The organism is Thauera sp. SWB20 (assembly GCF_000831325.1).
Taxonomy (GTDB): Bacteria; Pseudomonadota; Gammaproteobacteria; order Burkholderiales; family Rhodocyclaceae; genus Thauera; species Thauera aminoaromatica.
In genome coordinates, this window is record NZ_JTDM01000013.1 from 194,622 (window position 1) to 217,082 (window position 22,461).

At 70.4% G+C, this 22,461-nt stretch carries 20 protein-coding genes and 3 tRNA genes; 19 read left to right on the top strand and 4 right to left on the bottom strand.

All coding sequences use genetic code 11. The features are described 5' to 3' along the window. Positions 1 to 100 precede the first annotated feature (100 nt). Genes sufC through sufT form a run of 5 tightly spaced genes read left to right on the top strand, consistent with a single transcriptional unit; the run spans position 101 to position 4,576 of the window. A complete protein-coding gene (sufC, locus tag PO78_RS04835) occupies positions 101 to 886 on the top strand; it encodes a Fe-S cluster assembly ATPase SufC (protein ID WP_004312930.1) in 786 nt (261 codons plus the stop codon). Further along, complete coding sequence (gene sufD / locus PO78_RS04840; RefSeq protein WP_012585242.1) at positions 883 to 2,247, top strand: Fe-S cluster assembly protein SufD; 1,365 nt, start codon at positions 883 to 885, stop codon at positions 2,245 to 2,247. Before sufC ends, sufD begins: the two co-directional genes overlap by 4 nt. Continuing rightward, on the top strand, positions 2,244 to 3,527 hold the full coding sequence (locus PO78_RS04845; protein WP_004311650.1) for a cysteine desulfurase: 1,284 nt from the start codon (positions 2,244 to 2,246) through the stop codon (positions 3,525 to 3,527). The genes sufD and PO78_RS04845 overlap by 4 nt, the downstream gene beginning before the upstream one ends. Further along, entirely contained in the window at positions 3,524 to 3,988 is a 465-nt protein-coding gene (sufU, locus tag PO78_RS04850) for a Fe-S cluster assembly sulfur transfer protein SufU (protein WP_004311652.1), read from the top strand. Before PO78_RS04845 ends, sufU begins: the two co-directional genes overlap by 4 nt. An 18-nt stretch (positions 3,989 to 4,006) precedes the next feature. Next, positions 4,007 to 4,576: a putative Fe-S cluster assembly protein SufT gene (gene sufT / locus PO78_RS04855; protein WP_043742421.1), complete on the top strand. Its 570-nt coding sequence runs from the start codon at positions 4,007 to 4,009 to the stop codon at positions 4,574 to 4,576. A gap of 306 nt (positions 4,577 to 4,882) precedes the next feature. Here the strand turns inward: sufT and PO78_RS04860 are convergent, their stop codons facing one another. After that, positions 4,883 to 8,683 carry a DUF748 domain-containing protein gene (locus PO78_RS04860; RefSeq protein WP_043742423.1) on the bottom strand — a complete coding sequence of 1,267 codons (3,801 nt, stop codon included), beginning with the start codon at positions 8,681 to 8,683 and terminating at the stop codon, positions 4,883 to 4,885. A 169-nt stretch (positions 8,684 to 8,852) separates the two neighbouring features. After that, the gene (locus PO78_RS04865; protein WP_231570618.1) at positions 8,853 to 10,148 is read right to left on the bottom strand and encodes an MFS transporter; all 1,296 of its coding nucleotides are present in this window, start codon (positions 10,146 to 10,148) and stop codon (positions 8,853 to 8,855) included. A 155-nt stretch (positions 10,149 to 10,303) separates the two neighbouring features. Between PO78_RS04865 and PO78_RS04870 the strand changes: the two genes are divergently transcribed. The 6 genes from PO78_RS04870 (at position 10,304) to PO78_RS04895 (ending at position 12,643) form a co-directional block, all read left to right on the top strand. Next, positions 10,304 to 10,762, top strand: a complete 459-nt coding sequence (locus PO78_RS04870; protein WP_004311660.1) for a hemerythrin domain-containing protein — start codon at positions 10,304 to 10,306, stop codon at positions 10,760 to 10,762. Then, on the top strand, positions 10,759 to 10,977 hold the full coding sequence (locus tag PO78_RS04875) for a DUF2249 domain-containing protein (protein WP_004362914.1): 219 nt from the start codon (positions 10,759 to 10,761) through the stop codon (positions 10,975 to 10,977). Before PO78_RS04870 ends, PO78_RS04875 begins: the two co-directional genes overlap by 4 nt. After that, the gene (locus PO78_RS04880) at positions 10,974 to 12,272 is read left to right on the top strand and encodes a hypothetical protein (protein ID WP_004311663.1); all 1,299 of its coding nucleotides are present in this window, start codon (positions 10,974 to 10,976) and stop codon (positions 12,270 to 12,272) included. Before PO78_RS04875 ends, PO78_RS04880 begins: the two co-directional genes overlap by 4 nt. A gap of 71 nt (positions 12,273 to 12,343) precedes the next feature. After that, positions 12,344 to 12,420 (top strand) — tRNA-Pro (locus PO78_RS04885). Positions 12,421 to 12,447: 27 nt separating this feature from the next. Then, positions 12,448 to 12,524 (top strand) — tRNA-Arg (locus PO78_RS04890). A 43-nt stretch (positions 12,525 to 12,567) separates the two neighbouring features. Next, positions 12,568 to 12,643: transfer RNA gene (locus PO78_RS04895), tRNA-His, on the top strand. A 154-nt stretch (positions 12,644 to 12,797) separates the two neighbouring features. Here PO78_RS04895 and ypfH read toward each other — a convergent pair. Beyond that, entirely contained in the window at positions 12,798 to 13,418 is a 621-nt protein-coding gene (gene ypfH / locus PO78_RS04900; RefSeq protein ID WP_043742428.1) for an esterase, read from the bottom strand. A 9-nt stretch (positions 13,419 to 13,427) separates the two neighbouring features. Then, positions 13,428 to 14,255, bottom strand: coding sequence for a dioxygenase family protein (locus PO78_RS04905; RefSeq protein WP_004311667.1), 828 nt, complete (start codon positions 14,253 to 14,255; stop codon positions 13,428 to 13,430). Between the two features lie 279 nt (positions 14,256 to 14,534). Here PO78_RS04905 and PO78_RS04910 point away from each other — a divergent pair, with 279 nt between their 5' ends. The 8 genes from PO78_RS04910 to PO78_RS04940 all read left to right on the top strand — a co-directional run bounded on the left by PO78_RS04910 (position 14,535) and on the right by PO78_RS04940 (position 22,455). Beyond that, positions 14,535 to 15,434 carry a LysR family transcriptional regulator gene (locus PO78_RS04910; protein ID WP_012585237.1) on the top strand — a complete coding sequence of 300 codons (900 nt, stop codon included), beginning with the start codon at positions 14,535 to 14,537 and terminating at the stop codon, positions 15,432 to 15,434. Between the two features lie 117 nt (positions 15,435 to 15,551). Further along, the gene (locus tag PO78_RS23315; protein WP_231570619.1) at positions 15,552 to 16,241 is read left to right on the top strand and encodes a hypothetical protein; all 690 of its coding nucleotides are present in this window, start codon (positions 15,552 to 15,554) and stop codon (positions 16,239 to 16,241) included. 89 nt (positions 16,242 to 16,330) lie between these two features. Then, positions 16,331 to 16,927 carry a DUF4255 domain-containing protein gene (locus PO78_RS04915; RefSeq protein WP_043742430.1) on the top strand — a complete coding sequence of 199 codons (597 nt, stop codon included), beginning with the start codon at positions 16,331 to 16,333 and terminating at the stop codon, positions 16,925 to 16,927. Beyond that, positions 16,924 to 17,691: a hypothetical protein gene (locus PO78_RS04920; RefSeq protein WP_004311671.1), complete on the top strand. Its 768-nt coding sequence runs from the start codon at positions 16,924 to 16,926 to the stop codon at positions 17,689 to 17,691. Before PO78_RS04915 ends, PO78_RS04920 begins: the two co-directional genes overlap by 4 nt. Before the next feature lie 44 nt (positions 17,692 to 17,735). Continuing rightward, complete coding sequence (locus tag PO78_RS04925; RefSeq protein WP_043742432.1) at positions 17,736 to 19,910, top strand: phage tail sheath family protein; 2,175 nt, start codon at positions 17,736 to 17,738, stop codon at positions 19,908 to 19,910. A 17-nt stretch (positions 19,911 to 19,927) separates the two neighbouring features. Continuing rightward, positions 19,928 to 20,386 (top strand): phage tail protein, encoded by a 459-nt coding sequence (locus PO78_RS04930; RefSeq protein ID WP_004311674.1) that lies wholly within the window; start codon positions 19,928 to 19,930, stop codon positions 20,384 to 20,386. A gap of 4 nt (positions 20,387 to 20,390) precedes the next feature. Beyond that, the gene (locus PO78_RS04935) at positions 20,391 to 21,998 is read left to right on the top strand and encodes a hypothetical protein (RefSeq protein ID WP_043742434.1); all 1,608 of its coding nucleotides are present in this window, start codon (positions 20,391 to 20,393) and stop codon (positions 21,996 to 21,998) included. After that, the gene (locus PO78_RS04940) at positions 21,991 to 22,455 is read left to right on the top strand and encodes a phage tail protein (RefSeq protein ID WP_004323182.1); all 465 of its coding nucleotides are present in this window, start codon (positions 21,991 to 21,993) and stop codon (positions 22,453 to 22,455) included. Before PO78_RS04935 ends, PO78_RS04940 begins: the two co-directional genes overlap by 8 nt. Positions 22,456 to 22,461: the final 6 nt, after the last annotated feature.

Sequence of the window (22,461 nt, forward strand, 5' to 3'; positions counted from 1 at the left end):
CGCAAGTCGCGATCCAAGGCCCGAGAAGCACGATCGCGACTTGTGTCGCTCCTACGGGGGCGCCACTTGCGACATCGAGATGGAAATCCGGAGAACAAACATGCTTAAAATCAACAACCTGCACGCCGCGATTGACGGCAAGGCGATCCTCAAGGGCCTGAACCTCGAGGTCGCGGACGGCGAGGTGCACGCGATCATGGGTCCCAACGGCTCGGGCAAGAGCACGCTCGCCCAGGTGCTGGCCGGACGCGAGACCTTCACCGTCACCGACGGCAGCGTCGACTGGAACGGCGCCGACCTGCTCGCCCTGCCCGCCGAGGAGCGCGCGCGCGCCGGGCTCTTCCTCGCCTTCCAGTACCCGGTCGAGATCCCCGGCGTGTCGAACGCCTACTTCCTCAAGGCCGCAGTCAACGCGGTGCGCCGCCACCGCGGGCTGCCGGAATACGACGCGATGGACTTCCTCGCGCGGGTGAAGGCCGAGATGAAGGCGGTTGGAATGAAGGAGGAATTCCTCTACCGCTCGGTGAACGAGGGCTTCTCCGGCGGCGAGAAGAAACGCAACGAGGTGCTGCAGATGGCGCTGCTCGAGCCCAGGCTCGCGGTGCTGGACGAGACCGACTCGGGCCTGGACATCGATGCGCTGAAGATCGTCGCCGAGGGCGTCAATCGCCTGCGCTCGCCCGCGCGCTCGATGATCGTCATCACCCACTACCAGCGCCTGCTCGACTACATCGTTCCGGACAAGGTGCACGTGCTGTCGCAGGGCCGCATCGTGCGCTCGGGCGGGCGCGAGCTCGCGCTCGAGCTGGAAGAGCACGGCTACGGCTGGATCGACGCGGCGCAGGGCGACAAGGCCGGCGGCGCGTCCGCGGGAGCGCGGCCATGAGCGCGATCGACTTCTGGCTCGGACGCCAGCGCGACACCGCTGCCGATCTGCCCGGCGCCGACCTGCCCTGGCTCGTCCGCCTGCGCGAGGACGCCATCGACCGCTTCGCCGACGAAGGCTGGCCGACGACACGGCGCGAGAACTGGCGACACACCTCGCTCGCCTTCATGGCGCAGCAGGCGCTGGCGGTGCGCGAGACGGTCGCGCCCGAGGCGGTCGTGGCGGACCTGCGCGCGCGCTACCGGGCAGCGCTGGGCACAGCACAGGACCCCGCGCGGAAGGCCGTGGAGTCCGCCGGCGACGACGGCCACTGGGTGGTCTTCGTGGATGGGCACTTCGCCCCCGCGCTGTCCGCCATCGGCGGGCTTCCCGGCGGCGTGCGCATCGGCAGCCTGGCCGATGCGCTCGGGCAGACCCCCGAGGCGGTCGAGGCCGCCTTCGGCCAGGCCGGCGACGGCGAGGCCCCCGCCGCGCTCAACGCCGCGCTGGCCGCCGACGGCGCCTGGATCCGCCTGGGGCGCGGCGTCGCCGTGGAGCCGCCGATACACCTCGTCTTCCTCACCGCGACCGTCGCCGACCAGCACCTGCGCAACCTCGTCGTCACCGAGCCCGGCGCGCAGGCGACGATCGTCGAGCACTACCCGGCCGGCGCCGCCGGCAGCACGCTGACCACCGCCGTCACCCGCGTGCTCGCCGCGCAGGACAGCCACGTCACCCACCTCAAGCTGCAGCAGGAGGCGCCAGAAGCCATCCACCTGGCGACGATCGAAGCCGAGCAGGCCCGCGGCGCGGTGTTCGCCTCGCACTCGCTGTCCTTCGGCGCCCGCCTGGCGCGCAACGACATCCGCACCCGGCTCGCCGGCGAGGGCGCCGAGGTGCTGCTGAACGGCCTCTACCACGCCGACGGCCGCCGCCATGTCGACCACCACACCCGCATCGACCACGCCCGCCCGCAGGGCACCAGCCGCGAGTTCTATCGCGGCCTGATCGACGGCAGCGCGCGCGGGGTGTTCACCGGGCGCATCCTGGTGGCCCAGGACGCCCAGCGCACCGACGCCATGCAACGCTGCGACAACCTGCTGCTGTCCCGCCTGGCCGAGGCCGACGCCCGCCCCGAGCTCGAGATCTACGCCGACGACGTCAAGTGCGCCCACGGCGCCACCGTCGGCCAGCTCGACGAGGACGCCCTCTTCTACCTGCGCAGCCGGGGCGTCGACGCGGTGCACGCACGCCAGCTGCTGACCTACGCCTTCGCCGCCGAGGTGCTCGACCGCATCGCCCACGCGCCGCTGCGCGCGTTCGGCCGCGCCGCGCTGCTCGAACGCCTGCCCGATGGCGCCCGACTGGAGGAACTGCTGTGAACGCTCCGTGTGACCCCGGCGCGCAGACGCCCATCCTGGACCTTGCCGCCGACTTCCCCATCTTGTCGCGGCCGTTGCATGGCCGCCGCCTGGCCTACCTGGACAACGGCGCCACCACGCAGAAGCCCGCCGCGGTGATCGAGGCCGAGGCGCGCTTCTACCGCGAGTCCAACGCCAACATCCACCGCGGCGTGCACTGGCTGTCGCAGCACGCCACCGAACTCTACGACGGCGCCCGCGCCACGGTGCAGCGCTTCCTCAACGCCGCGCGCGCCGACGAGATCGTGTTCACCCGCGGCACCACCGAGGCGATCAACCTGGTGGCGCAGAGCTGGGGCCGGCCACGGCTCGCGGCCGGTGACGAGATCCTGCTCAGCACCATGGAGCACCACTCAAACATCGTGCCCTGGCAGCTCGTGTGCGAGCAGACCGGCGCGGTGCTCAAGGTGATTCCGGTGCGGGACAACGGCGAGCTCGACATGGCGGCCTTCGCGGGCCTGCTCGGCGAGCGCACGCGGCTGCTGGCGATCACCCATGTGTCGAACGCGCTCGGCACGGTCAATCCGGTGGCCGAGATGACGCGGCGCGCGCACGAGATGGGCGCGGTCGTGCTCGTGGACGGCGCGCAGGCGGTGGCCCACCAGGCGGTGGACGTGCAGGCGATCGGATGCGACTTCTACGCCTTCTCGGGCCACAAGCTCTACGGCCCAACCGGCGTCGGCGCGCTCTACGGCCGCGCCGAGCTGCTGCGCCACATGCCCCCCTGGCAGGGTGGCGGCGACATGATCCGTACCGTCGCCTTCGACAACACCACCTTCGCCCCGCCGCCGCAGCGCTTCGAGGCCGGCACGCCCAACATCGCCGGGGCGATCGCGCTGGCTGCGGCGATCGACTACGTCCAAGGCGTCGGGCTCGCGCGCATCCACGTCCACGAGCAGGCCCTGCTCGACTACGGCACGCGCGCGCTCGCCGCCATCCCCGGGGTACGCCTGGTCGGCACCGCGGAGCGCAAAGCCGGCATCCTGTCCTTCCTGGTCGACGGCATCCACCCGCACGACCTCGGCACCATCCTCGACGCCGAGGGTGTGGCGATCCGCGCCGGGCACCACTGCGCGATGCCACTGATGACGCGCTTCGGCATCCCCGGCACCGCGCGCGCCTCGCTCGGCCTCTACAACGGCCTCGCCGACCTCGACGCGCTGGTCGCGGCGATCCACAAGGCGCAGGAACTGTTCGGCACGCGCGGCGGCACGGCGTCTGGCAACGGGAGAGTGGCATGAGCGGGATGCAGGATTCGCTGCGCGAGCTGTACCAGGAGGTGATCTTCGATCACAACCGCAACCCGCGGAACTACCGCCCGCTGCCCGCCGCCAATCACCACGCCGACGGTCACAACCCGCTGTGCGGCGACCAGCTAACGGTGTACCTGCAGGTCGAGGACGGCATCGTGCGCGACTCGAGCTTCGTCGGCCACGGCTGCGCGATCTCCACCGCTTCGGCGTCGCTGATGACCGAGGCGGTCAAGGGCAAGCCGGTCGCAGAGGTCGAGGCGCTGTTCCGCGACGTCCACGCGCTGCTCACCGAAGGCCGCGAGGCCGCCGACCCGGCGCGCGACTTCGGCAAGCTGGAAGTGCTCTCCGGGGTCAAGGAGTTTCCCGCGCGGGTCAAGTGCGCCACGCTCGCCTGGCACACCCTGCACAACGCGCTCGTCGGCGAGCACGAAACCGCACACACCGAATAAGACCTCGAGGAGCACATCATGGGCGACCACTACGGCGAAACCGATTCCCGCGTGCTGCAGCGCGACTGCGCGGCGGTGAGCGTGCCCTGGGGCAAGGCGGAGACGCTCCCCGAGGGGTCCTACGCGCTGGTGACCCAGCGCCTGGGCGGCTCGATCACGGTGATGTGCGGGGGCAACCTCTACCGCATCGACGAGCGCAACGCCGACGCGCTCGGCCTCGAGCCGCAGTTGTCGGCAGCCCCGCCGGCCGACGCGGACGGCGAGCAGACCGCAGAGCGCGTCGAACAGGCGGCGTGGGCGCAACTCGCCACCTGCTACGACCCCGAGATCCCGATCGACATCGTGAACCTGGGCCTGGTCTATGCATGCACGGCAGAGCCGCTGGCGGACGGCAGGTTCCGTATCGCCGCGGCGATGACCCTCACGGCGCCCGGCTGCGGCATGGGCACCCTGATCGCCGACGAGGCGCGCGACAAGCTGTTGCAGATTCCCGGCGTCGCCGATGCCGAGGTCAGCCTGGTCTGGGACCCGCCGTGGAGCCGCGAGATGATGAGCGAGGCCGCGCGGCTGGAGATGGGGATGTTCTGAGGGCAGCAAGGCGCATTCGGGCGTTCGTGCGAGTGAAGTCGGTCGTCACTGCGTCAATGCCCGCATCGCGACTTGCGTCGCTCCTACGGCATCGTGACTTGCGTCGCTCCTGCGGCGTCGTGACTGCGGCGTCGCGACTTGCGTCGCTCCTACGAAAACGTCGCGCGGGGAGAAAGCATCGAGCGTGGAAAAGACATCGCACGCTTGGAGGAAACGGCACGCGCGTGGAAAACCTCCGCGTCGGGAAGGCGTCACGCCTGGACACCCTCCCGTAGGAGCGACGCAAGTCGCGATTTCCACGGCCGATCAGCGTAGCGAGAACTGCACCTCGCCGCCCTCGCCGAGCGCCTCCACCTTCGGCTCGAGCACGAAGACGCGCTCGCCGGGCACGCCCCCCTCGCCCGCCAGCCAATCCCGCACGACCTGCGCACGTGCGCGCGCCAGAGCCAGCAAGTCGTCGTCACCGACCTTCGCGTTGGCGCGCATCAGCGCCTCCATCTCGGGCACAGGAATGTCCTTGACCATGCCGACCAGATTGCGCTCCTTCTTGAAGTCGGCGGCACGGTAGGCTTTCTTCAGCAACTCGGCGTACTCCGCCTCGCCCACCTCGACCTCCTCGATCGAAGGCGCGGCCTGACCCTTGGCGATCATCGCCTTGAGCTTCTGCGCGCGCACCGCGTTGGTCAGCGCCGCCTGGCGCAGGCCGTCGAGGTCGGAGGCGGGGTCGGCACGGCCGACGATGTCCAGGCGCAAGGTGGGGCGATCGACCAGCGCCTGCGCGAGCGTCTTCAGCCTGCCCTGCTCCGCCTCGCCCAGGGTGGCCGTGCCCGCGGCGAGGTCGAGCTGCGAGAGCTCCTCGCCGCCGCCGAGCGCCGAGCCGAGCAGCGCAAAGGGCGAGGTGATCGCCTTGCCGATCAGGTTGAACAGCATCTTCATCACCAGGCCGAACACGCTGAACTGCGGATCGTCGAGCGTGCCACTCACCGGCAGGTTGAGGTCGATCTCGCCGCGGCTGTTCTTGAGCAGCGACACCGCCAGCTGCACCGGAAGGTTCACCGCATCCGGGCTGTCCACCGCGTCACCGAAGGTGAGCTGGTCGAGGAAAATGCGGTTGGTCGCGGTGAGCTGGCGGTCGATGATCTTGTAGTTGAGCTCCGCCGACAGCTTGCCCTTGGCGATGCCGTAGCCGACATACTTGCCGGAGTAGCTCGACAGCCCGGTGAGCTCGAAATCCTTCACCGAGGCGAGGATGTCGAGGTGGGCATCCTGGCGGAAGGGGTTGAGCTCGCCGGTGATCGACAGCGGCGCGCTCTTGTCCACCTTGCCGACGATCTCCACCCTGGCGAGCTTGTCCGAGCTCGTGGAGAAGCCGGTGATGGTGCCGGCGAGCCCGGTCAGGTTGGCGTCGTAGTTGGGGCGGACGAAGCGGTCGCTGAAGGCGACGTTGCCGCGCTTGAGCTCGATGCGGTCGATGCGCACCGGCGGGGGCGGCGGGCCTGGGGGCGCGATCGGGGAAGTACGCTGGCCGTCGGCGGCCGCCCCACCCTGCATCTCGCCCTGCTCGACCTCCTTCGTGTGCGCGACGGCAGCCGCCGGCTTCGCGGCCGCTTCGGACTCACCCTTGACGCCGCCGATCTCGCGCAGGTTCAGGCGGCCCTGGCTGTCGAGGATCAGGCGGGTGTAGAAATCGTCGAGCGCGATGCGCTTGACGCCGAGCGAAAGGGGCTCAAGGCGCGCGTCGATACCGCCGATCGCGAGCGTGCGCCAGCGCAGGAAGTCGGTCGCGTTCAAGCGATCGACCGAGGCGAAGTTCGCCACCCCGACGTCGCCGCTGAAGCTCGCGAGCAGCTTGCCGCGGCGGTCGGTGTCGAGCTTGAGCCGGCCCTTGGTGGTGAGGTTGCCGCGCGAGATCGCGATCTTGGTCTGCTCGAGCACGTAGGGCTGCAGCGGCAGCAGGTCGACGTTGCGTAGATCGAGGGCGAGATCGGCCTTGAGCGGCGCGATCGTCAGCGGCCCCGAGGCCGCCACCTTGCCGCGCTTGTTCAGCATGGAGTCGAGCTTGAACTGGATGGCGTCGCCCTTCTCGGTGGAGAAGCCGTCGAGCTCGAAGTCGATGCCCTCGAGCGTGGTGAGCACCGGCCGCGCCACGCTGCGATCGTCCAGCCGCACCGAGGCGCCACGCAGCGCGAACTTGTCCACCGCGATCACCCAGTCGGGCTCGGCCTTGCCCTTGGCCGCCGGCGCGGAAGCTGCCCCCTTCGCCGGCGGCGGCACGAGCGCCCTAACGAGGTCGAACTCGCCATCCTTGGTGCGCACGGCGGAGACCGCCGCCCCCTGGAGCTCCACCCCGCCGATGCGCACGCTGCGCCCGGCGAGGTCGACCGTGGCGCTGCGCACGTCGAGCGCCGGCAGGCTCAGCGCCGGCGTCTTCGCATCCTTCAGCAGCAGCGCGAAATCGCGCAGTGCGAGCGCCTCGGCGCTGACCTGCACCGCCGGCGCGCCGTCCTTGCCGAGCGTCATGCGGTATTGCGCACCGCCGCTGAGACTGCCCTCGCCGATCGAGGCGCCGGGCATCGCCGCCGCCAGGTAGGGCGCATAGCGCGGCAGGCGGATCGACTCGAACTGCAGGCTGCCCGAGTACTCGAAGGGCGCCAGGCGCAGCACGTCCTCGTGGGTGAATTTCTCGCCGGCATCGGTGACGTAATCGAGGCGGATCTCGGCCGGCAGCTCGCCCTCGGTGGCGAGATCGCGCATGTCGAGGTTGATCGCCTCGATGCGCGCGCGGAAGGGCTCGGCCAGGCCGCGGTCCTCGAAGCGCACTACCCCGTCGCGGATGCGCGTGAGCGCGAGCAGGAAATCCGCTCCGGCCGGGGTCGCGTCGCGGGCATCGGCCACCGTCTTGCCGTCCGCCGGGGCGGCCGGCGTGGTGACGCCTGCGTCTGCCTGGGCTGCACCCGCGGCCGGTCCGGAAGCCGCCTTCTGCGCGACCTGCGCGGCGGCCTTGCCCCCTTTCGTAGCCTTGCCCTTTGCCTTCCTGGCGCCTTCGGCGGCCGGAGGCGATATCAGCCCGAGCACGTTGAGCCCGCCGTCCTTCAGCCGCACCAGGTCGAGCTCCGGACGTGCCAGGCGCAGCCGGGTGAAGTGCCAGCGCCCGATCATCGGCTGCACGTCGGCGAATTCGAGCTCCACCTCGTCCGCGGTCGCGACCGGCGCGCCCTCGCGATCCTGCAGCACCAGCTTGTGAACCTGCAGCGGACCGCGCAGGGAGAGCACCGGCGCACCCTCCACCGTCTGGCTGAACGAGAGCTCGAGATTGGTCGTCAGCAGCGCCGAAGGAAGGCGGAAGCGCGGCTCGATCGGCAGGTAGGCGATCCAGGGCGTGAGGTCGAACTCCTTCAGCGAGACGTCGAGGATGGTTTCTTGCGATTCGGCGAAGGGCTTGGTGCGCGCATTGAGCAGCAGCGCGTCGCCGTTGAGCTTGGCCGAGAGCGAGGGTTGCACGAAGACATCCACCCGCACCGGCAGGTTGGAGACGAAGGGCACGCCGACGCCCAGTTCGGAGAGCTCGTGGGTGATGCCGCGCACGCGGTCGTCGACGCGCACAAGGCCGTCGCTGATGCGGATGTTGCCGATCGAGAACAGCGTCGGCGGCGTGTCCTCGGCGGGTTCCTCGCCACCGAGCGCGGCGATGCGCTCGAGCACGTCCGTCCAGTTGTGGCGCCCCTCGGCTTCGAGCGCGACATGGACGCGCGGCTTGTCGAGGGCGAGCTCGTGCAGCACGATGCCCTTGCGCAGCAGCGACTCGAGCTCGAGGTTGGCGCGCAGCGATTCAAAGCCGAGCGCCTCGGCGCTGCCATCGGCCTCCATGATGCGCAGTCCGCCCACCTCGGCAGTAAGGCGGAAGGGGTTGATCAGCACGCGCTCGACGACGACCTCGCGCCCGAGCGTCTCGCCGAGCAGCTTCTGCGCGTAGTGCCGCGCCACCGGCGGCACGGCGAGGTAAGCGGCGGCCGAGAGCGCGAGCAGGATCGCGACCGTCCACAACGTCCGACGCAGCCCCTTGCGCCGAGGCGGCTGCACGGTCGAGTCGGTCGTGGGTTCAGACATGGGAAACTCCATCAGGATGAATTCGTCGCCGGAACTGCCCGGACATCATGCGGCGGGAGCCCGCCTGGCATGCGCCGGAGCCCGGCCGGGCGTTATTTTGCGCCGCTTTGTGGCGCTCGGGTAAGGAAGCTGTGCACACGCAACACGGTGAGACGGTCCATGCGGGCATTCAAGCCTCGCCCTTGGACGGCCTCGCCGCCGGGCGTCCGAGCAGCGGCAGATAGGCGAGCGCCTGCAGCGCGAGCAAGGCTCCGAAGCCCCAGGCCAGCGCGCGCGCAAGCTCCACACCCATGCCTCGCATGAGATCGAGGCCGATGCCGAAGCCCCACTGCACGCAGAAGGCGCCGGCGAACGCCATCAGGTTGAGCGCGGTGCTGACGCGGCCGAACAGCGCGGGCGGAAAGGCGCGCGCCGCCGACAGGTAGATCTGCGAGTTGGCCGCGGTGAGCAGGCCGAATGCGGTCCATAGCGGGAGCACCGGCAGGTCGGACCACAGGATCAGCGCCTGCACCAACAGCATCATGCCGTAGCCCGCGCGCAGCAGGCCGAGCGGCTGGACTCCGGCGCGCGCCAGGCGCACGCCGAACACGCCCACCGCGAGCTGTCCGGCGAGGTTGCCGAGGTTGAGGGCCACCAGTACCGTCGCCGCACCGGCGATGTCGAAGCCGTTCACGTTCATCACCCACGGCACCACCCACAGGCTCTGCAGCGCCATGAAGCCGCCGACGAAGAACACCGAGGCCGCCGCATGGCGCAGGAAGGCGGGCGCGGCGAAGATGCCCGCCACGACGCGCAGCGCGGCCGCCAGCGAGGCCTCGCTATGCGCCGCTGGCGAATCGGGCAGCGCGCGCAGCGCCAGCACCGCGGCAAACAGGGACACCGCGGCGATGATCCAGAACGCCCCGCGCCAGCCCAGCACCGGCAGCACCGCCGCGAGCGGCACGCTGGCGGTGAGCGCGCCGAGCGAGCCCGAGGCCATGATGAAACCGATCATCGAGCTCTGGCGCTCGGGCGGATACCACAGCGTGAACCCCTTCAGCGCCGCCATCAGGCAAGCCGACACCCCCAGGCCCACCATGGCGCGTGCGCCCGCGAGCGCGCCGAGCGAGTCGGCCATGGCGAACAGCGCGCTGCCGAGCGCCGCGAGCAACAGCAGCGCGGCCTCCACCCGCCGCGGACCGAAGCGGTCGAGCGCGATCCCGACCGGAATCTGCGCCGCGCCGAAGGCGAGGAAATACGCGCTGGTCAGCAGGCCTAGGCTGGCCGCCGACAGGCCGAGCTCGTCGGTGAGCCGCGGCGAGATCACCGCGTTGACCGTGCGCAGCAGGTAGGACAGGTAATAGCCGAGCGCGAACGGCACGAACACCCGTACCCAGCCGCTCGTCGAGCCGCCCTTGCAGCCGTTCTCCGCCCCGCCCGACCGCCTCGTCCGGACCACCCGCGTCCCCTGCGAAAAAGCGCGCATTGTGCCTGCAAGCGCCGTGCCGCCCAAGCGATGCGGACTTTGATGCACGACAAACAGTTGTCAGTCCAACGCAGCCGGGATGCCCTTGACCTGCATCAATGCCGTTTGTCGCCCCCTGCGGAGAATTCGATACACCCGCCAGAGAGGAGACTCCGATGAATACCATTTCCGAACTCATGACCCACGACCACCGCGACTGCGACGGCATCTTCGCCCGCGCCGAGGAGCTTGCCTCCGACGGCGACTGGGCCGACGCTGCCGAAGCGCTGAAGAAGTTCGCGGACGCGCTCAACGCCCACTTCGACGCCGAGGAGAGCACCCTCTTTCCCGCCTTCGAGCAGGCGACGGGCATGACGCAAGGTCCCACCATGGTGATGCGCCATGAACACCAGAACATGCGCGACACCCTGGCCGCCCTGCAGTACGCCCTCGACAAGCAGGACGCCGACGACTTCGCCGGCGAGGCCGAGACGCTGCTGATCATGATGCAGCAGCACAACATGAAAGAAGAGAGCGTGATCTACCCGATGCTCGACAGCCGCCTGCCCGGCGACGAGCAGGAGCGCCTGTCGGCCTCGGTCGGCAAGCACCTCGGCGAGGCCCGCGCAGCATGAGCGGACGTGTCGTCGATGCCCGCGGCCTCGAGCCGCCCGAGCCCTTCGAGCGTGCCATGGAGGGCCTGATGGCCCTCGGCAAGGACGAGGAAATGCTGCTCATCCTCGACCGCATGCCGCACCCGCTGCTACGCATCCTCGATCGCGACGGCTACCGCCACGCCGAGGCCTTCCGCGACGACGGCGCCGTCGAGATCCGGATCCGCCAGCGATGATGGGGCCGGGCCTCTCCTACGACGACACGCCGCCGTTCTCGGCACCGATCCGCTTCTTCCTCACCGCCCCGCTGTTCGGCGTGGCGGCAGGGCTGACGCTGATCTTTGGCGGCGAGATCCTCGTCTCGCGGTGGACGCCCGGCGCACTCGCCATCACGCACCTCTTCGCCGCCGGCTTCATGTTGCAGGTGATGCTCGGCGCGTTGCTGCAGGTCATGCCGGTGGTGGCGGGCGCGAGCATGCCCGCGCCGCTGCGCATCGCCGGCATCACTCACCTGGCGATGGCGCTCGGCGCCGCGGGGCTCGCCTTCGGACTGGGTGCCGGCGCACCCGGCGTCCTGCTCGGCGGCGCCGTGCTGCTCGTGGGCGGACTCTTCGTGTTCCTCTCCGCCGCCGCGCTGGGCCTCAGCCGCGGCGCACGCACGGGCAACAACACCCGCACCCCGCGCGATCTGCGCATGGCCTTCGCCGGCCTCGTCGTGACCGCGGTCCTCGGCTTCAGCCTGGTGCTCGTGCTCACGCGCGGCGTCGCCCTGCCGGTGCCGCTGCCGACCGTGGTGAACCTGCACGCCGGCTGGGGCTGGATGGGCTGGGCCGCAGTGCTGCTCGCCGCCGCGAGCTGGGTCGTGGTACCGATGTTCCAGATCACCGCTGCCTACCCGCAGCGCTTCACCACGCTGTGGGCACCGGCGGTCACCGCCACCCTCGTGTTGTGGACCCTCGCCGAGTATCTCGCAATCGATGCCGCGCGCTTCATCGCCATCCTCGCACTCGGGCTGCTCGGCGCCGGCTACGCGGGCACCACGCTGTACCTGCAGGCACACTCGCGGCGCAGCAAGCCCGACACGCCCTTCCTCGCCTTCCGCGAGGCCATGTACTCGGCGCTCGCCGGCGTCCTGGTGCTGGCGATCTCGCTGTGGTCCGACGCCGACTGCTGGCCGATCCTCGCCGGCGTGCTGATCCTGCACGGCGGTTTCGGCGGCACCATCACCGCGATGCTCTACAAGATCGTGCCCTTCCTCGCCTGGCTGCACCTCACCCAGGCCGGGCTGAAGGCACCGAACATGAAGAAGCTGCTGCCCGACACCCCGATCCGCCGCCAGCTGCGCGTGCGCACCACGAGTCTCGCCACGCTCTGCGTCGCGGTCTTCGTGCCGGTGCTCGCCCCGCTCGCCGGCGTCGTGCTGGCGGTCGAGTTCGGTTGGCTCTTCGCCAACCTGCTGCGTGTGGTGCGCGCCCGCCGCGATGCAGCGAAAAACGCCGGGCCGCGCCCCGGAAGCCACGCCAGCGCGTGATTCCGGTTTTTTTTGCGACGCGCGAATTTTGTTTGACGAACGAAAAAGGCATCTGTATAGTTCGCGGCTCTCGGGGTGTAGCGCAGTCCGGTAGCGCGCTTGCTTTGGGAGCAAGATGTCGGGGGTTCGAATCCCTCCACCCCGACCAGCTCACATCCCGACTGCCCGCCGGAAGCTGCCCGTAGCTCAATTGGATAGAGCACCGGCCTTCTAAGCCGGGGGTTGCAGGTTCGATCCCTGCCGGGCAGGCCAGGAAAAGTTTTTCGGGATTCCGGTTTTCCGGGGTCCCACAGTGGCGGCATTAGCTCAGTTGGTAGAGCACTGGATTGTGGCTCCAGGTGTCACCGGTTCGATTCCGGTATGTCGCCCCATCGATTCGATGTCCCGACGGGACCCGGCCAACGTCGGAAGAGTCCCGAAAGGTACGCTGCAAGCATGAAAACCCACCCGAAGCGGTGGGTTTTTTCGTTTCCGGACACGCTGTTCGCTACCGCATCCATGCTCCATGGAGCAGAGCCGGGCCACTCAGGCAGCCAAGGCCTTCACGCGACCGGCGACACGAGCATCCACACCATGCCCCAGATCCGGGAAGAGCTCGACGCTGACGGCCGCACCGAGCGCCTGCATCGTCTCGGCGGCCATCAGGCTGTAGCGCGCATCGATCACCGGATCCTGCTCGCCGTGCAGCAGATGCACCTGCGTGTTCGCCGGCGCCACGCGCGGTGGCAAGGCAAAGCGGCCGGCGATCGAGATGACGCGCGCGGCGACCGTTTCCGGCAACTGGGTGGACTCCAGCGCCATGATCGCACCCTGCGAGAAGCCGACCAGCGTGGTGGCGGCGGCATCCACCCCTGCCCTCGCCTGCCAGTCGCGCACCTGGCGCACGAACGATGGCATGGCCTCGGCGATACGCGCCGGGCGGCTGTCCTCGGTCACCCCGCGTACCGAGAACCACTGCCAGCCGCCGCCCAGGTCGCTGGGGTCGGGTGAGCGCACGCTGACCACCCAGGCGCCCGGGTCGGCCTCGGCGAGCAGGCGGCCGAGCGGCACGAGATCCTCGGGGCGTGATCCCACTCCATGGAAAAGCAGGATCAAGCGCGCCGCCGGGGCGGACGCTTGTTGAACGATGAGATCCTGATCGGACATGGTCGCGCCTCAGTCGGCCAATGCCTGGTTCGCGTCGGCACCCTTCATCGCGGCGAGGTCGGCACCGAACAGGAAGGAATCCATCGACAGCACGCCATGCACGATGCCCCCTTCGATGACGCTCGCGGGCACGGCCTGCGCCGCCGCGCCGGCGGCCACCAGCAGCGGCAGGTAATGCTCGGCGGTGGGATGCGCACGGCGGGCGTGCGGTGCGATCTCGAGCGCCTGGCGCAGGCGCGGGTGGTCGCCCGCCAGCACCGCGTCCCGCACCCAGTGCGCGAACTCCGCTGCATAGGCTTGGGCGCGTGGATCACCGAGGCGGAACTCGTACAGGTTGTGGGTCAGGCTGCCCGAGCCCACGATCAGCACGCCTTCGCCTGCCAACGGCGCGAGCACCCGCCCGTAGTCGTAGGCGCCATCGGCGTCGAGCCATTCCGGCAGCGATACCTGAAACACCGGGATGTCGGCCTTGGGGTAAAGGTGCGACAGGGGCACCCAGGCACCGTGGTCGAGGCCCCGATCGGCATTCGGGGTGGCGGGCAGACCCGCCGCCTGCAGCAGTTCGAGCGCACGGCGCGCAGCGAGATGGGCGCCTTCGGCCGGGTACTGCAGCGTGTAGAGGGTCGCATCGAAGCCGCCGAAATCGTGGATGGTCGCGGGCCGAAGCGACAGCGTGACCTGCGGCTGGCGCGTCATCCAGTGCGGCGACGCCACCAGCACCGCGTGCGGACGCGGCAGCCGGCGGCCGAGCGTGGCGAGATTCGCGCCGGCGAGGCCGGGGTCGAGCGCGAAGGTGGGCGCGCCGTGCGAGACGAACAGGGTAGGCAGCATTTGCATCAGAGGTCTCCAGATGGACGGCGATGACGCGGGCCGACCGGCCGCTGTCGTCCCGGGCCCCCGGGGGCCCGGATACGCAGCGCGTGCGCGGCCCAGCCGGCGTAGGTGGGCAACAGGCGCTCGAGCGGGCCAGGCGTCATGGTGTTTCTCCGCGGGTTCCGTCGCCTTGTGCGGGTCTGGCGTCCTGTTGCGATGAACTGACCATGGCAGCACTTTACGGGCCATCGCGATTGAGATAAACAGCCATCCAGACGAGAAACTGTTCCACATGAAGAGACAATGGACCGATTTGTCGAGATGCAGACCTTCTGCGCGGTGGTCGATGCCGGCAGCTTCGTGGGCGCGGCCGAGGCGCTCGGCTTGTCGAAGGCGACCGCCTCGCGCTATGTGGGCGAACTGGAGACGCGACTCGGTGTGCGCCTGCTCCACCGCACCACCCGGCGCCTGTCATTGACCGAGGACGGCGAACGCTTCTACGCCCGCAGCCGGGAAGTGCTCGCCGGGCTCGAGGAAGCGGAAGCCGAGCTGCATTCGCGCAGTGGCGCGGCACGCGGGCTGTTGCGCATCAACGCCCCGGTCACCTTCGGCATCCGGCACCTCGCGCCCCTGTGGGGCGCGTTCCGGGACCTGCACCCGCAGGTGCGGCTCGAGGTGACGCTGGCGGACCGTACCGTCGATCTCGTCGAGGAAGGCTTCGATATCGCGATCCGGATCGCTGCGCTGCCCAGTTCCACCCTCGTCTGCCGGCAGCTCGCCCGCACGCGCATCGTGCTGTGCGCCGCGCCCGCCTATCTGGCAGCCCATGGCGCGCCCCGGCTGCCGGCAGACCTCGCCAGCCACACGGTCATCGCCTACAGCTACTGGTCCGGAGGCGACGAGTGGCAGTTCGACGGACCGGACGGGCGCGTGAGCGTGCGCACGAGACCCGCCGTACACACCAACAGCGGCGACACCTGCCGCGCGATGGCACTCGCCGGCCAAGGGGTGATCCTGCAGCCCGGATTCCTGGTCGCCGAAGATCTGGCGGCGGGCGCGCTGGTGGAGCTGATGCCCGCATATCGATCCGTCACGCTCGGCATCTATGCTCTGTACCCGACGCGCAAGTTCGTCCCGCCCAAGGTGCGCGCGCTGGTCGACTTCCTCGCCGAACGCTTCGCCGCGCCGCCGCCGGGCTGGTGAGGCCGCGCAGATCGCCGCGGTCGTTGCGCTCGGCGGAACAGTCCATCCGCCGGACAGGGCTGGGCCTTCAGCGGAGAGCTCGGCACCGACCTCGACGACGTCAAGGCTGCGCATCACATGCACGAGTTGTACACCCGCGCGGACCCGGCCTACACGGGACGTGCAACCGTGCCCGTACTGCGGGACCGGTCGCGCCACACCATCGTCAAGAACGAGTCTGCCGACATCCTGCAGATCCTGAACAGCGATTTCGGCGCCATGGCACACAACGACATCGACCTGCGCCCGCTCTCCGCCGATCCGAACATGATGGCCTACCTGCGCCGCTTGCTGGCGCTGCCCGCGTTTGCCGGCAGCACGCGAGCCGATCACATCAAGGCCGGGTATTACTCCATCCTGGCGCTGAACCCGACGGGCATCGTGCCGGCAGGGCCGCTCCTCGACGATCTCTGCGCGGGCAGCCTTAGTGCGCTTCCCCGAGCACGGCGCGATGACGCCCTGCCTTTTGGTCCGGGCCGCCGCCGGGTCCGGCAAGCGGCTCGAGCAGGATCGTCAAGCCGCCCAGGGCGAAACCGACGTCACCGTGCGCCTGCAGCCTCGGCTCGGGGCCCGGCTTGCTCAGGTCGCCTGGCGCAGCACCGGCGGAGCCGGTTGAAGCTTCGCGCGGCCGCGGCGCGACACCTTCCCGGCCGTGGGCACGAACGCCCGCCCGGATGCAGGTCCCGGCCGGGCGAGGCCGCTCTGAAAACATTTACTTACATTTCGTCCTTTAGCGCGCTTCGCGCGATGTGCCACGTTTCAGAGTGAATCGCAGAACAGGCCGGTCCCTTCCTGATCGGTGATCTGCACCCGGCAACGCCGTCCCCCCAAGGCTCCGGCCTCGAAGCGAGGTAAGCGTGGCGTCGCATCTCGGAATCCTGTCGGCCTTGCGGGCATTGCGGGAACGCTTGGCGATCCGCATGGCCGTGCGCCTCGGCGGCAACCCGCAAGTCGAGATCCTGGGTTCGCAGACGCTCGCCGGCAAGCCGCAGGCCAACACCGACACGCTGGGGCTCTACCTGCATCGCATCTCGGTCGATCCCTTCAGCCGCAACCGCCACCTTCCGCCGCAGCCGGGACGCCACCTTCCCCGCCCGGAACTTCCGGTCAATCTGCACGTGCTGCTGGTGGCCTGGTGCACGCACACCGAGCAGGAGATCGAATACCTCGCCGCCGCGATCCAGATCATCGGCGCAGGGCTCGTGCTCGAGAGCGCCGACATGAGCCTCGCGGATCCGGACTGGGGGCCCGAGGACGTTGTGCAGGTGCTCCCGGAGGAGATGAGCACCGAGGACCTGATGCGGCTGTGGGACAGCCTGCCGGACGACTACCGGCTGTCCGCCCCCTACCTGGTAAAGACCGTGCGTCTCGCCCCCGATCTCGAGCGCGAGGAGGGACCGCCGGTGAAGACCCTCGTCTTCCCGATGCACGTGCCCGACGGGAGCGCGCGATGATCGTCGAGACCCTCGTGCTGCATGCCAGCGACTTCATCGAATGGGAAGACGCGAGCGGCGCCCAAGGGGGAGCACGGCGGCCGGTGTGCGTGCGCGCGTTCCGCATCCAGTTCGACGACGCGCCGGCCGATCTCGAGCTGGTCCACAAGAACACCGGCACGGCCCTGTGGCGCCGCGTGCCGGCCGGGCTGCGGCAGGTGATCGACGGTGAAGCGGACGCGGGGGCACTGCAGCCTCCGGACGAGCCGCTCTATGCGCTCAGCGGAGCACTGCTCGACCCCGCGGGGCACTACCTGCCGCGTCGTTTCGCGCTCGATGCCGGTCGCCGCACTGCTCACAAGCTGCGGCTGTACCGCTCGCCGCTCGGCACGCGCTTCGGTCGCGCCGGCGGGCTCGTCGGACGCACCGCACTCGAGGACGGCAGCGCGGTGCCCTGGGCCCTGCTCGCGCTCCGCGTGACCCCGCCGCTGGCCCCCCCCTTCGACTTTGTCGCCCAGAGCGACGCGCGCGGCGAGTTCCGGCTGGCGCTCGAGCGGCTCCCGGCGCTCACCAAGGACGCCCCGGCGGCGAGCTACCCCGGCCTGCTGGAGGTGCGCGCCGCCGCCGCCGGCACCAACCCCGACACCCTCCCCGTCGCGCGCATCCGCGGCAACGGCAGCGGCGACGGCGCATTCAAGACACAACTCGTGGTGGACATTGCGCCCGGGCGCATCGCCACCCTGGCCAGCCCGGGACGGGAAGCCCTCGTCCTGCGGTTTCCCTGACCCGCCGGGTGGACAGGCCTCACCGGCAACGAAGGAGAAGCGACATGCCCGAGTACCTCGCTCCAGGCGTCTTTGTCGAAGAGACGAGCTTCCGCAACAAATCCATCGAGGGGGTCGGCACCAGCGTCGCCGCGCTGGTGGGCCCCACCCGCAGCGGCCCGCTCCGCGGTCTCCCCGAGGTGCTGACGAGCTACGCGGACTTCGAACGCATCTACGGCGACGCGCACGACCTGGCCTTCGGCGCGGACGGCAAGGCCGTGCTCAACCACACCGCGCACGCGGCGCGCGCCTTCTTCGACAACGGCGGCAAGCAGCTCTTCGTCGCCCGCGTCATGCAGGGCGTCAACGGCCTCGCGGCGGACGCGGCCGGCGTGTGGCCCGGTGCCGCCATGAAGGCCGACGCCGGAAACACGCTGAGGTTCTTCAGCCGCTTCCCGGGCCGGATGGGACGGTACGCCCTCGAGCTGCGCTGGCGCGACAGCGAGAACCTGCTGCGCAGCGAGACCGCGGCAAGTGCGCGCGCAGGCGCGCTCTACTTCCTCGAGGCGCGGGGCGTGACGCTCGCCGCGAAGGCAGCCGGTCCGATCGACGACGCGGCCTTCCCGGTCGACCTGCGGGCCATCGTCCGGCTCGACGGCGCCAACCTGGCGATCCAGGACGGGCGCGCCACGATCGTGTCGAGGGCCGACGAGGATGCCCCCGCGGCGCTCGCGGCAAACCAGATCACCAGCCTGATCCCGGCCCAGCTGCCCGCCGGCGCGAGGCTCACCCGCGTGTTCGCGCGTCCGCCCGCATCCGGCGCACTGGCGGCGGGCACGCCGGCCGAATTGCGCCTGGCCGAGGTCGTCGATCTCGCCGCCTTCACCGGCGGTGCGGGCTGGGGCAGCCGCAAGGCAGTGCGCGGCACACTGGATGCCGCGGGCGAGGTCTTCACGGCCACACCCGCGCTCAATCCGGGCCTCGCCGAAGCCGTCACGCTGCCCCTCGCCGCACTCGCCGCGGCGCCCGGTGCCGCGCGCGCGCTGTTCGTGCTGCGCAGCTTCGACGTCGATGTGCGCAACGGCGGCAAGGACGGCGAAGTGATCCGCACCTACCCCGGCCTGACGACCGCCGCCACGGGGCCGACCAGCCTCGCCGCCGGGCTTGCGGTCACACCCGACCGTCGCGCCGAGGCGCTGAGTTCGCCGGTCGCCTGCCGCCTCGCCGCGAACGCGACCGATGGCGCGATCCTCGCCGCGCTGCTGTCCATCTGCGCCCCCGCCGCGCGCGACCCGGGCGAGGCCTCGCTCGACGAACCGCGCTACCTGATCGAGCTCGAGGGCGGCAGCGACGGCGACGAGCCGGGCGCGATCGACTACGCCGGCGAAGCCGACGAGACCAAGGGCAGCACCGGACTGAAGGCGCTCGAGGACGTCGAGGACGTCGCCATCGTGATGACGCCCGCAGCCGCGGGCAGCGCCGAGGACGTGCACAAGGCGGTCGTCATGGAGGTGCAGAAGCACTGCCGGCGCATGCGCTACCGCATCGGCATCGTGGACGCGCGCGCCGGGCAGAGCCTCGGCGAGCTGCGCGCCTTCGCCGGCAACTTCGACGACTCCCGCCTCGCGCTCTACCACCCCTGGGTGGTGATCCCCGACCCGACCCGCACCCGGCGCGACATCACGGTGCCGCCCGCCGGCTTCATCGCCGGCGTGTATGCGCGCACCGATGTCGACCGCGGCGTGCACAAGGCGCCCGCGAACGAGATCGTCATGGGTGCGCTGCGCTTCGACCAGCAGATCAACGCCTTCCAGCAGGAGCTCCTCAATCCGAACGGCATCAACTGCCTGCGCTCCTTCGCCGGACGCGGCCACCGCGTGTGGGGCGGACGCACGCTCTCCAGCGATCCCGAGTGGAAGTACGTCAACGTGCGGCGCTACTTCCTCTATCTCGAGCGCTCGATCGAGAAATCCACCCAGTGGGCGGTGTTCGAGCCGAACGGCGAGGCACTGTGGGCCAACATCCGTTCCAGCGTGGAGGACTTCCTCTTCGCCGAATGGCGCAACGGTCGCCTGCTGGGCGCCACGCCGAAGGAGGCCTTCTTCGTGCGCTGTGACCGCTCGACGATGACCCAGAACGACATCGACAACGGCCGCATGGTGTGCCTCGTCGGCGTCGCCGCGCTCAAGCCCGCCGAATTCGTCATCTTCCGCATCGGTCAGAAGACCGCCGACGCCTGAGACAAGGAGAGATCGTCATGGCCGTGTTTCGCGAAACCCCGTATTCGGCATTCAACTTCCTCGTCGACCTCGAACCCGGGCAAGGCGAAGAGGTGCAGGCCGGCTTCTCCGAGGTCTCGGGCCTCAACGCCGAGATCACGGTCGCCGAGTACCGTGCCGGAAACGACCGCGTGAATTACGTGCGCAAGGTACCCGGCATCCACAAGGCGGGAGACGTGACCCTCAAGCGCGGCGTGATCGGCGCGCAGAACCTCTACGAGTGGCTCGAGCTCGGGCGCACCGGCAAGCTCGCCCAGGTCAAGCGCGACATCGTCGTCAAGCTGCAATCCGAGGATCGCGCCGGCACCGTGGTGAGCTGGAAGCTGCGCGGCGCGATGCCGATCAAGTGGACCGGCCCGACGCTCACCGCCAAGGGCGGCGGCGACATCGCCATCGAGGAACTGGTCCTCTCGGTCGAGACCATCGAGCAGGAGTGAGGCGGTGCTGCTCGCCGACAAGCGCATCGAGCTCGATGCACGTCCCACGGCGCGGCGGCTGGCGCCGGTCGAGGTCGTGCTGATCGGCCATTGCCCCTCGCTCGACGGGCGTGCGCGCTGGGACAGGCTCGCGCGCGACCCCGCCGTGCTCGGCGAGATCGCGGCGCTGGGCTTCGGCGCGGAGGTCGAGCGCCTGCGCGCCCTCGCGGCGGGCGCCACCGCGGGCGAAGCCGGCGACCAGGCCTTGCTCTCCCTCTATCGGCTGCCGATCCCGATCCGCTCGCTCGGCCACTTCCAGGTGCTCTTCCCCGAGGCCTTCGCGGTCGCTTGCGGCTACCGCAGCACCCTGGCGGGCGATGCGGCGTGGCTACCGATGGCGGTGCAGGATTTCTTCGCCGCCGACGAGCGCGGCTTCGAGGACACGCGCGCGCTGTGGGTGATCCGTGTGCCCGAGGCCGAAGGCTTCGCCGCCTTCCTGCCACGCCCCGACGCGAGCCTGGCCGAGCCCGCCGGGCTGGGCGCCTTTGAACGCGCGCTGCTGGTGGAGCGCGCCGGCATCCTCGCGCTCCCCGACCTCGAGCGGCTGCTGATCCCGCACGCCCTGCCGGACCTGCCGCGCGTGCGCCTGGCCAACCCCGAGCCCGCGTTCCTGCCCTGCGGCACCGAAGTCGACGACACCCATCGCGAGCGCCGCCGCGCGGGCGAGCGTCCGCCCGCTGAAACGCCCCGCGTGCCCACCGACATCGTCCCGCCCATCCTGCGCACGCTGGCGCGGCTGCGTCCGGACGTGCAGTGCCTGCTGACCCTGCCGCTGGACCACCAGCCGCAGGACGAGCTGCCCGCGCCCGCGCGCGGCTTCCTCGCCCACGTCGCCCGCATCGTCGGCGACGCCGGCGCGGAACCCGCGGGCGAAGCGGACGACGCTCCGCACGCCGAGCTGGCCGGCAAGCTGCGCCATCTGCAGCTGCTGTGGCCCTACCTGCGCAGCGCGGACCGCCCGCTGGCACCGGCCTGCGGGCTGATCGCCGGCATGCAGGCCGCGGTCTCGCTCCGGTACGGCGCCTGGCGCTCGATCGCCGGGCGCCCGCTGCCCGGCAAGGCGCTGCCGTGGCCGCCACCGACGCAGCAAGCGGCCACCGCCCTGCGCGCAACGCCCGGCGCGACCGTGGTGCTGACGCGCGCGGGCCGGCTGCAGGTGGACGACGAGGCCTTATGCGTGCCCTGCCTGCCCGGCGCCGACCTGCAGCGCATGACGAAGGCGCAACGCGGGCTGGAGCACTGGCGTTCGGCCGAGGTGATGCGCTTCATGGGCTGGCTGCGGCGCGAGCTGCAGGCCCTGGGCGAGCGGCTGCTGTTCGACACCGATCCGGGCGACCCGCGGCCCGAGCTCGCCCTGCGCGGCTTTTTCGGGCGCCTGCACGAGGCCGGCGCCTTGCGCGGCGCGCAGCCCGAGCACGCCTACCGCATCCGCGAATTGCCGGCCGTCGATTCCGCGATCGCGTTCGAGATCGAGATCGCGCCGGCCTACCCGATCGACCACCTGCGCCTGACCTTCCTGCACGACCGCCACGCGGCCGTGACGGAAACCCGCATCGAGGCCATCGATGGCTGACTCCGCCGGCGAATTCATCCCCTTCCGCTTCCGCGTCGCGCTCTACGACGGCGAAGGCGGCCGGCTGCTGTGCCGCGGCGCCTTCAGCGAGGTCAGCGGCCTGGAGGCCACCATGGCGCCCAAGACCCTGCGGGAAGGCGGGCGCAACTGGGGCGAGGTGCAGCTCGCCGGCCCCACGAGCTTCGCGCCCGTCATCCTCAAGCGCGGCATCACCGAGGTGGCGGACCTGTGGAACTGGTTCGACGTGAGCACGCGCCAGTCTAACCATGCCTTGCGCCTGTCCGGCACGATCGACGTCTATCACCCGCAGGACCCCGACAAGCCGCTGCTGCGCTGGCGGATCACGAACGCCCTGCCGACCCGCTTCAAGGGCCCCGACCTGTCCTCCACCGCGAGCCAGGTCGCGATCGAGGAGCTTCAGCTCGTACACGAAGGGCTGGAGCTCGAGCGCGGCTGAATGGAG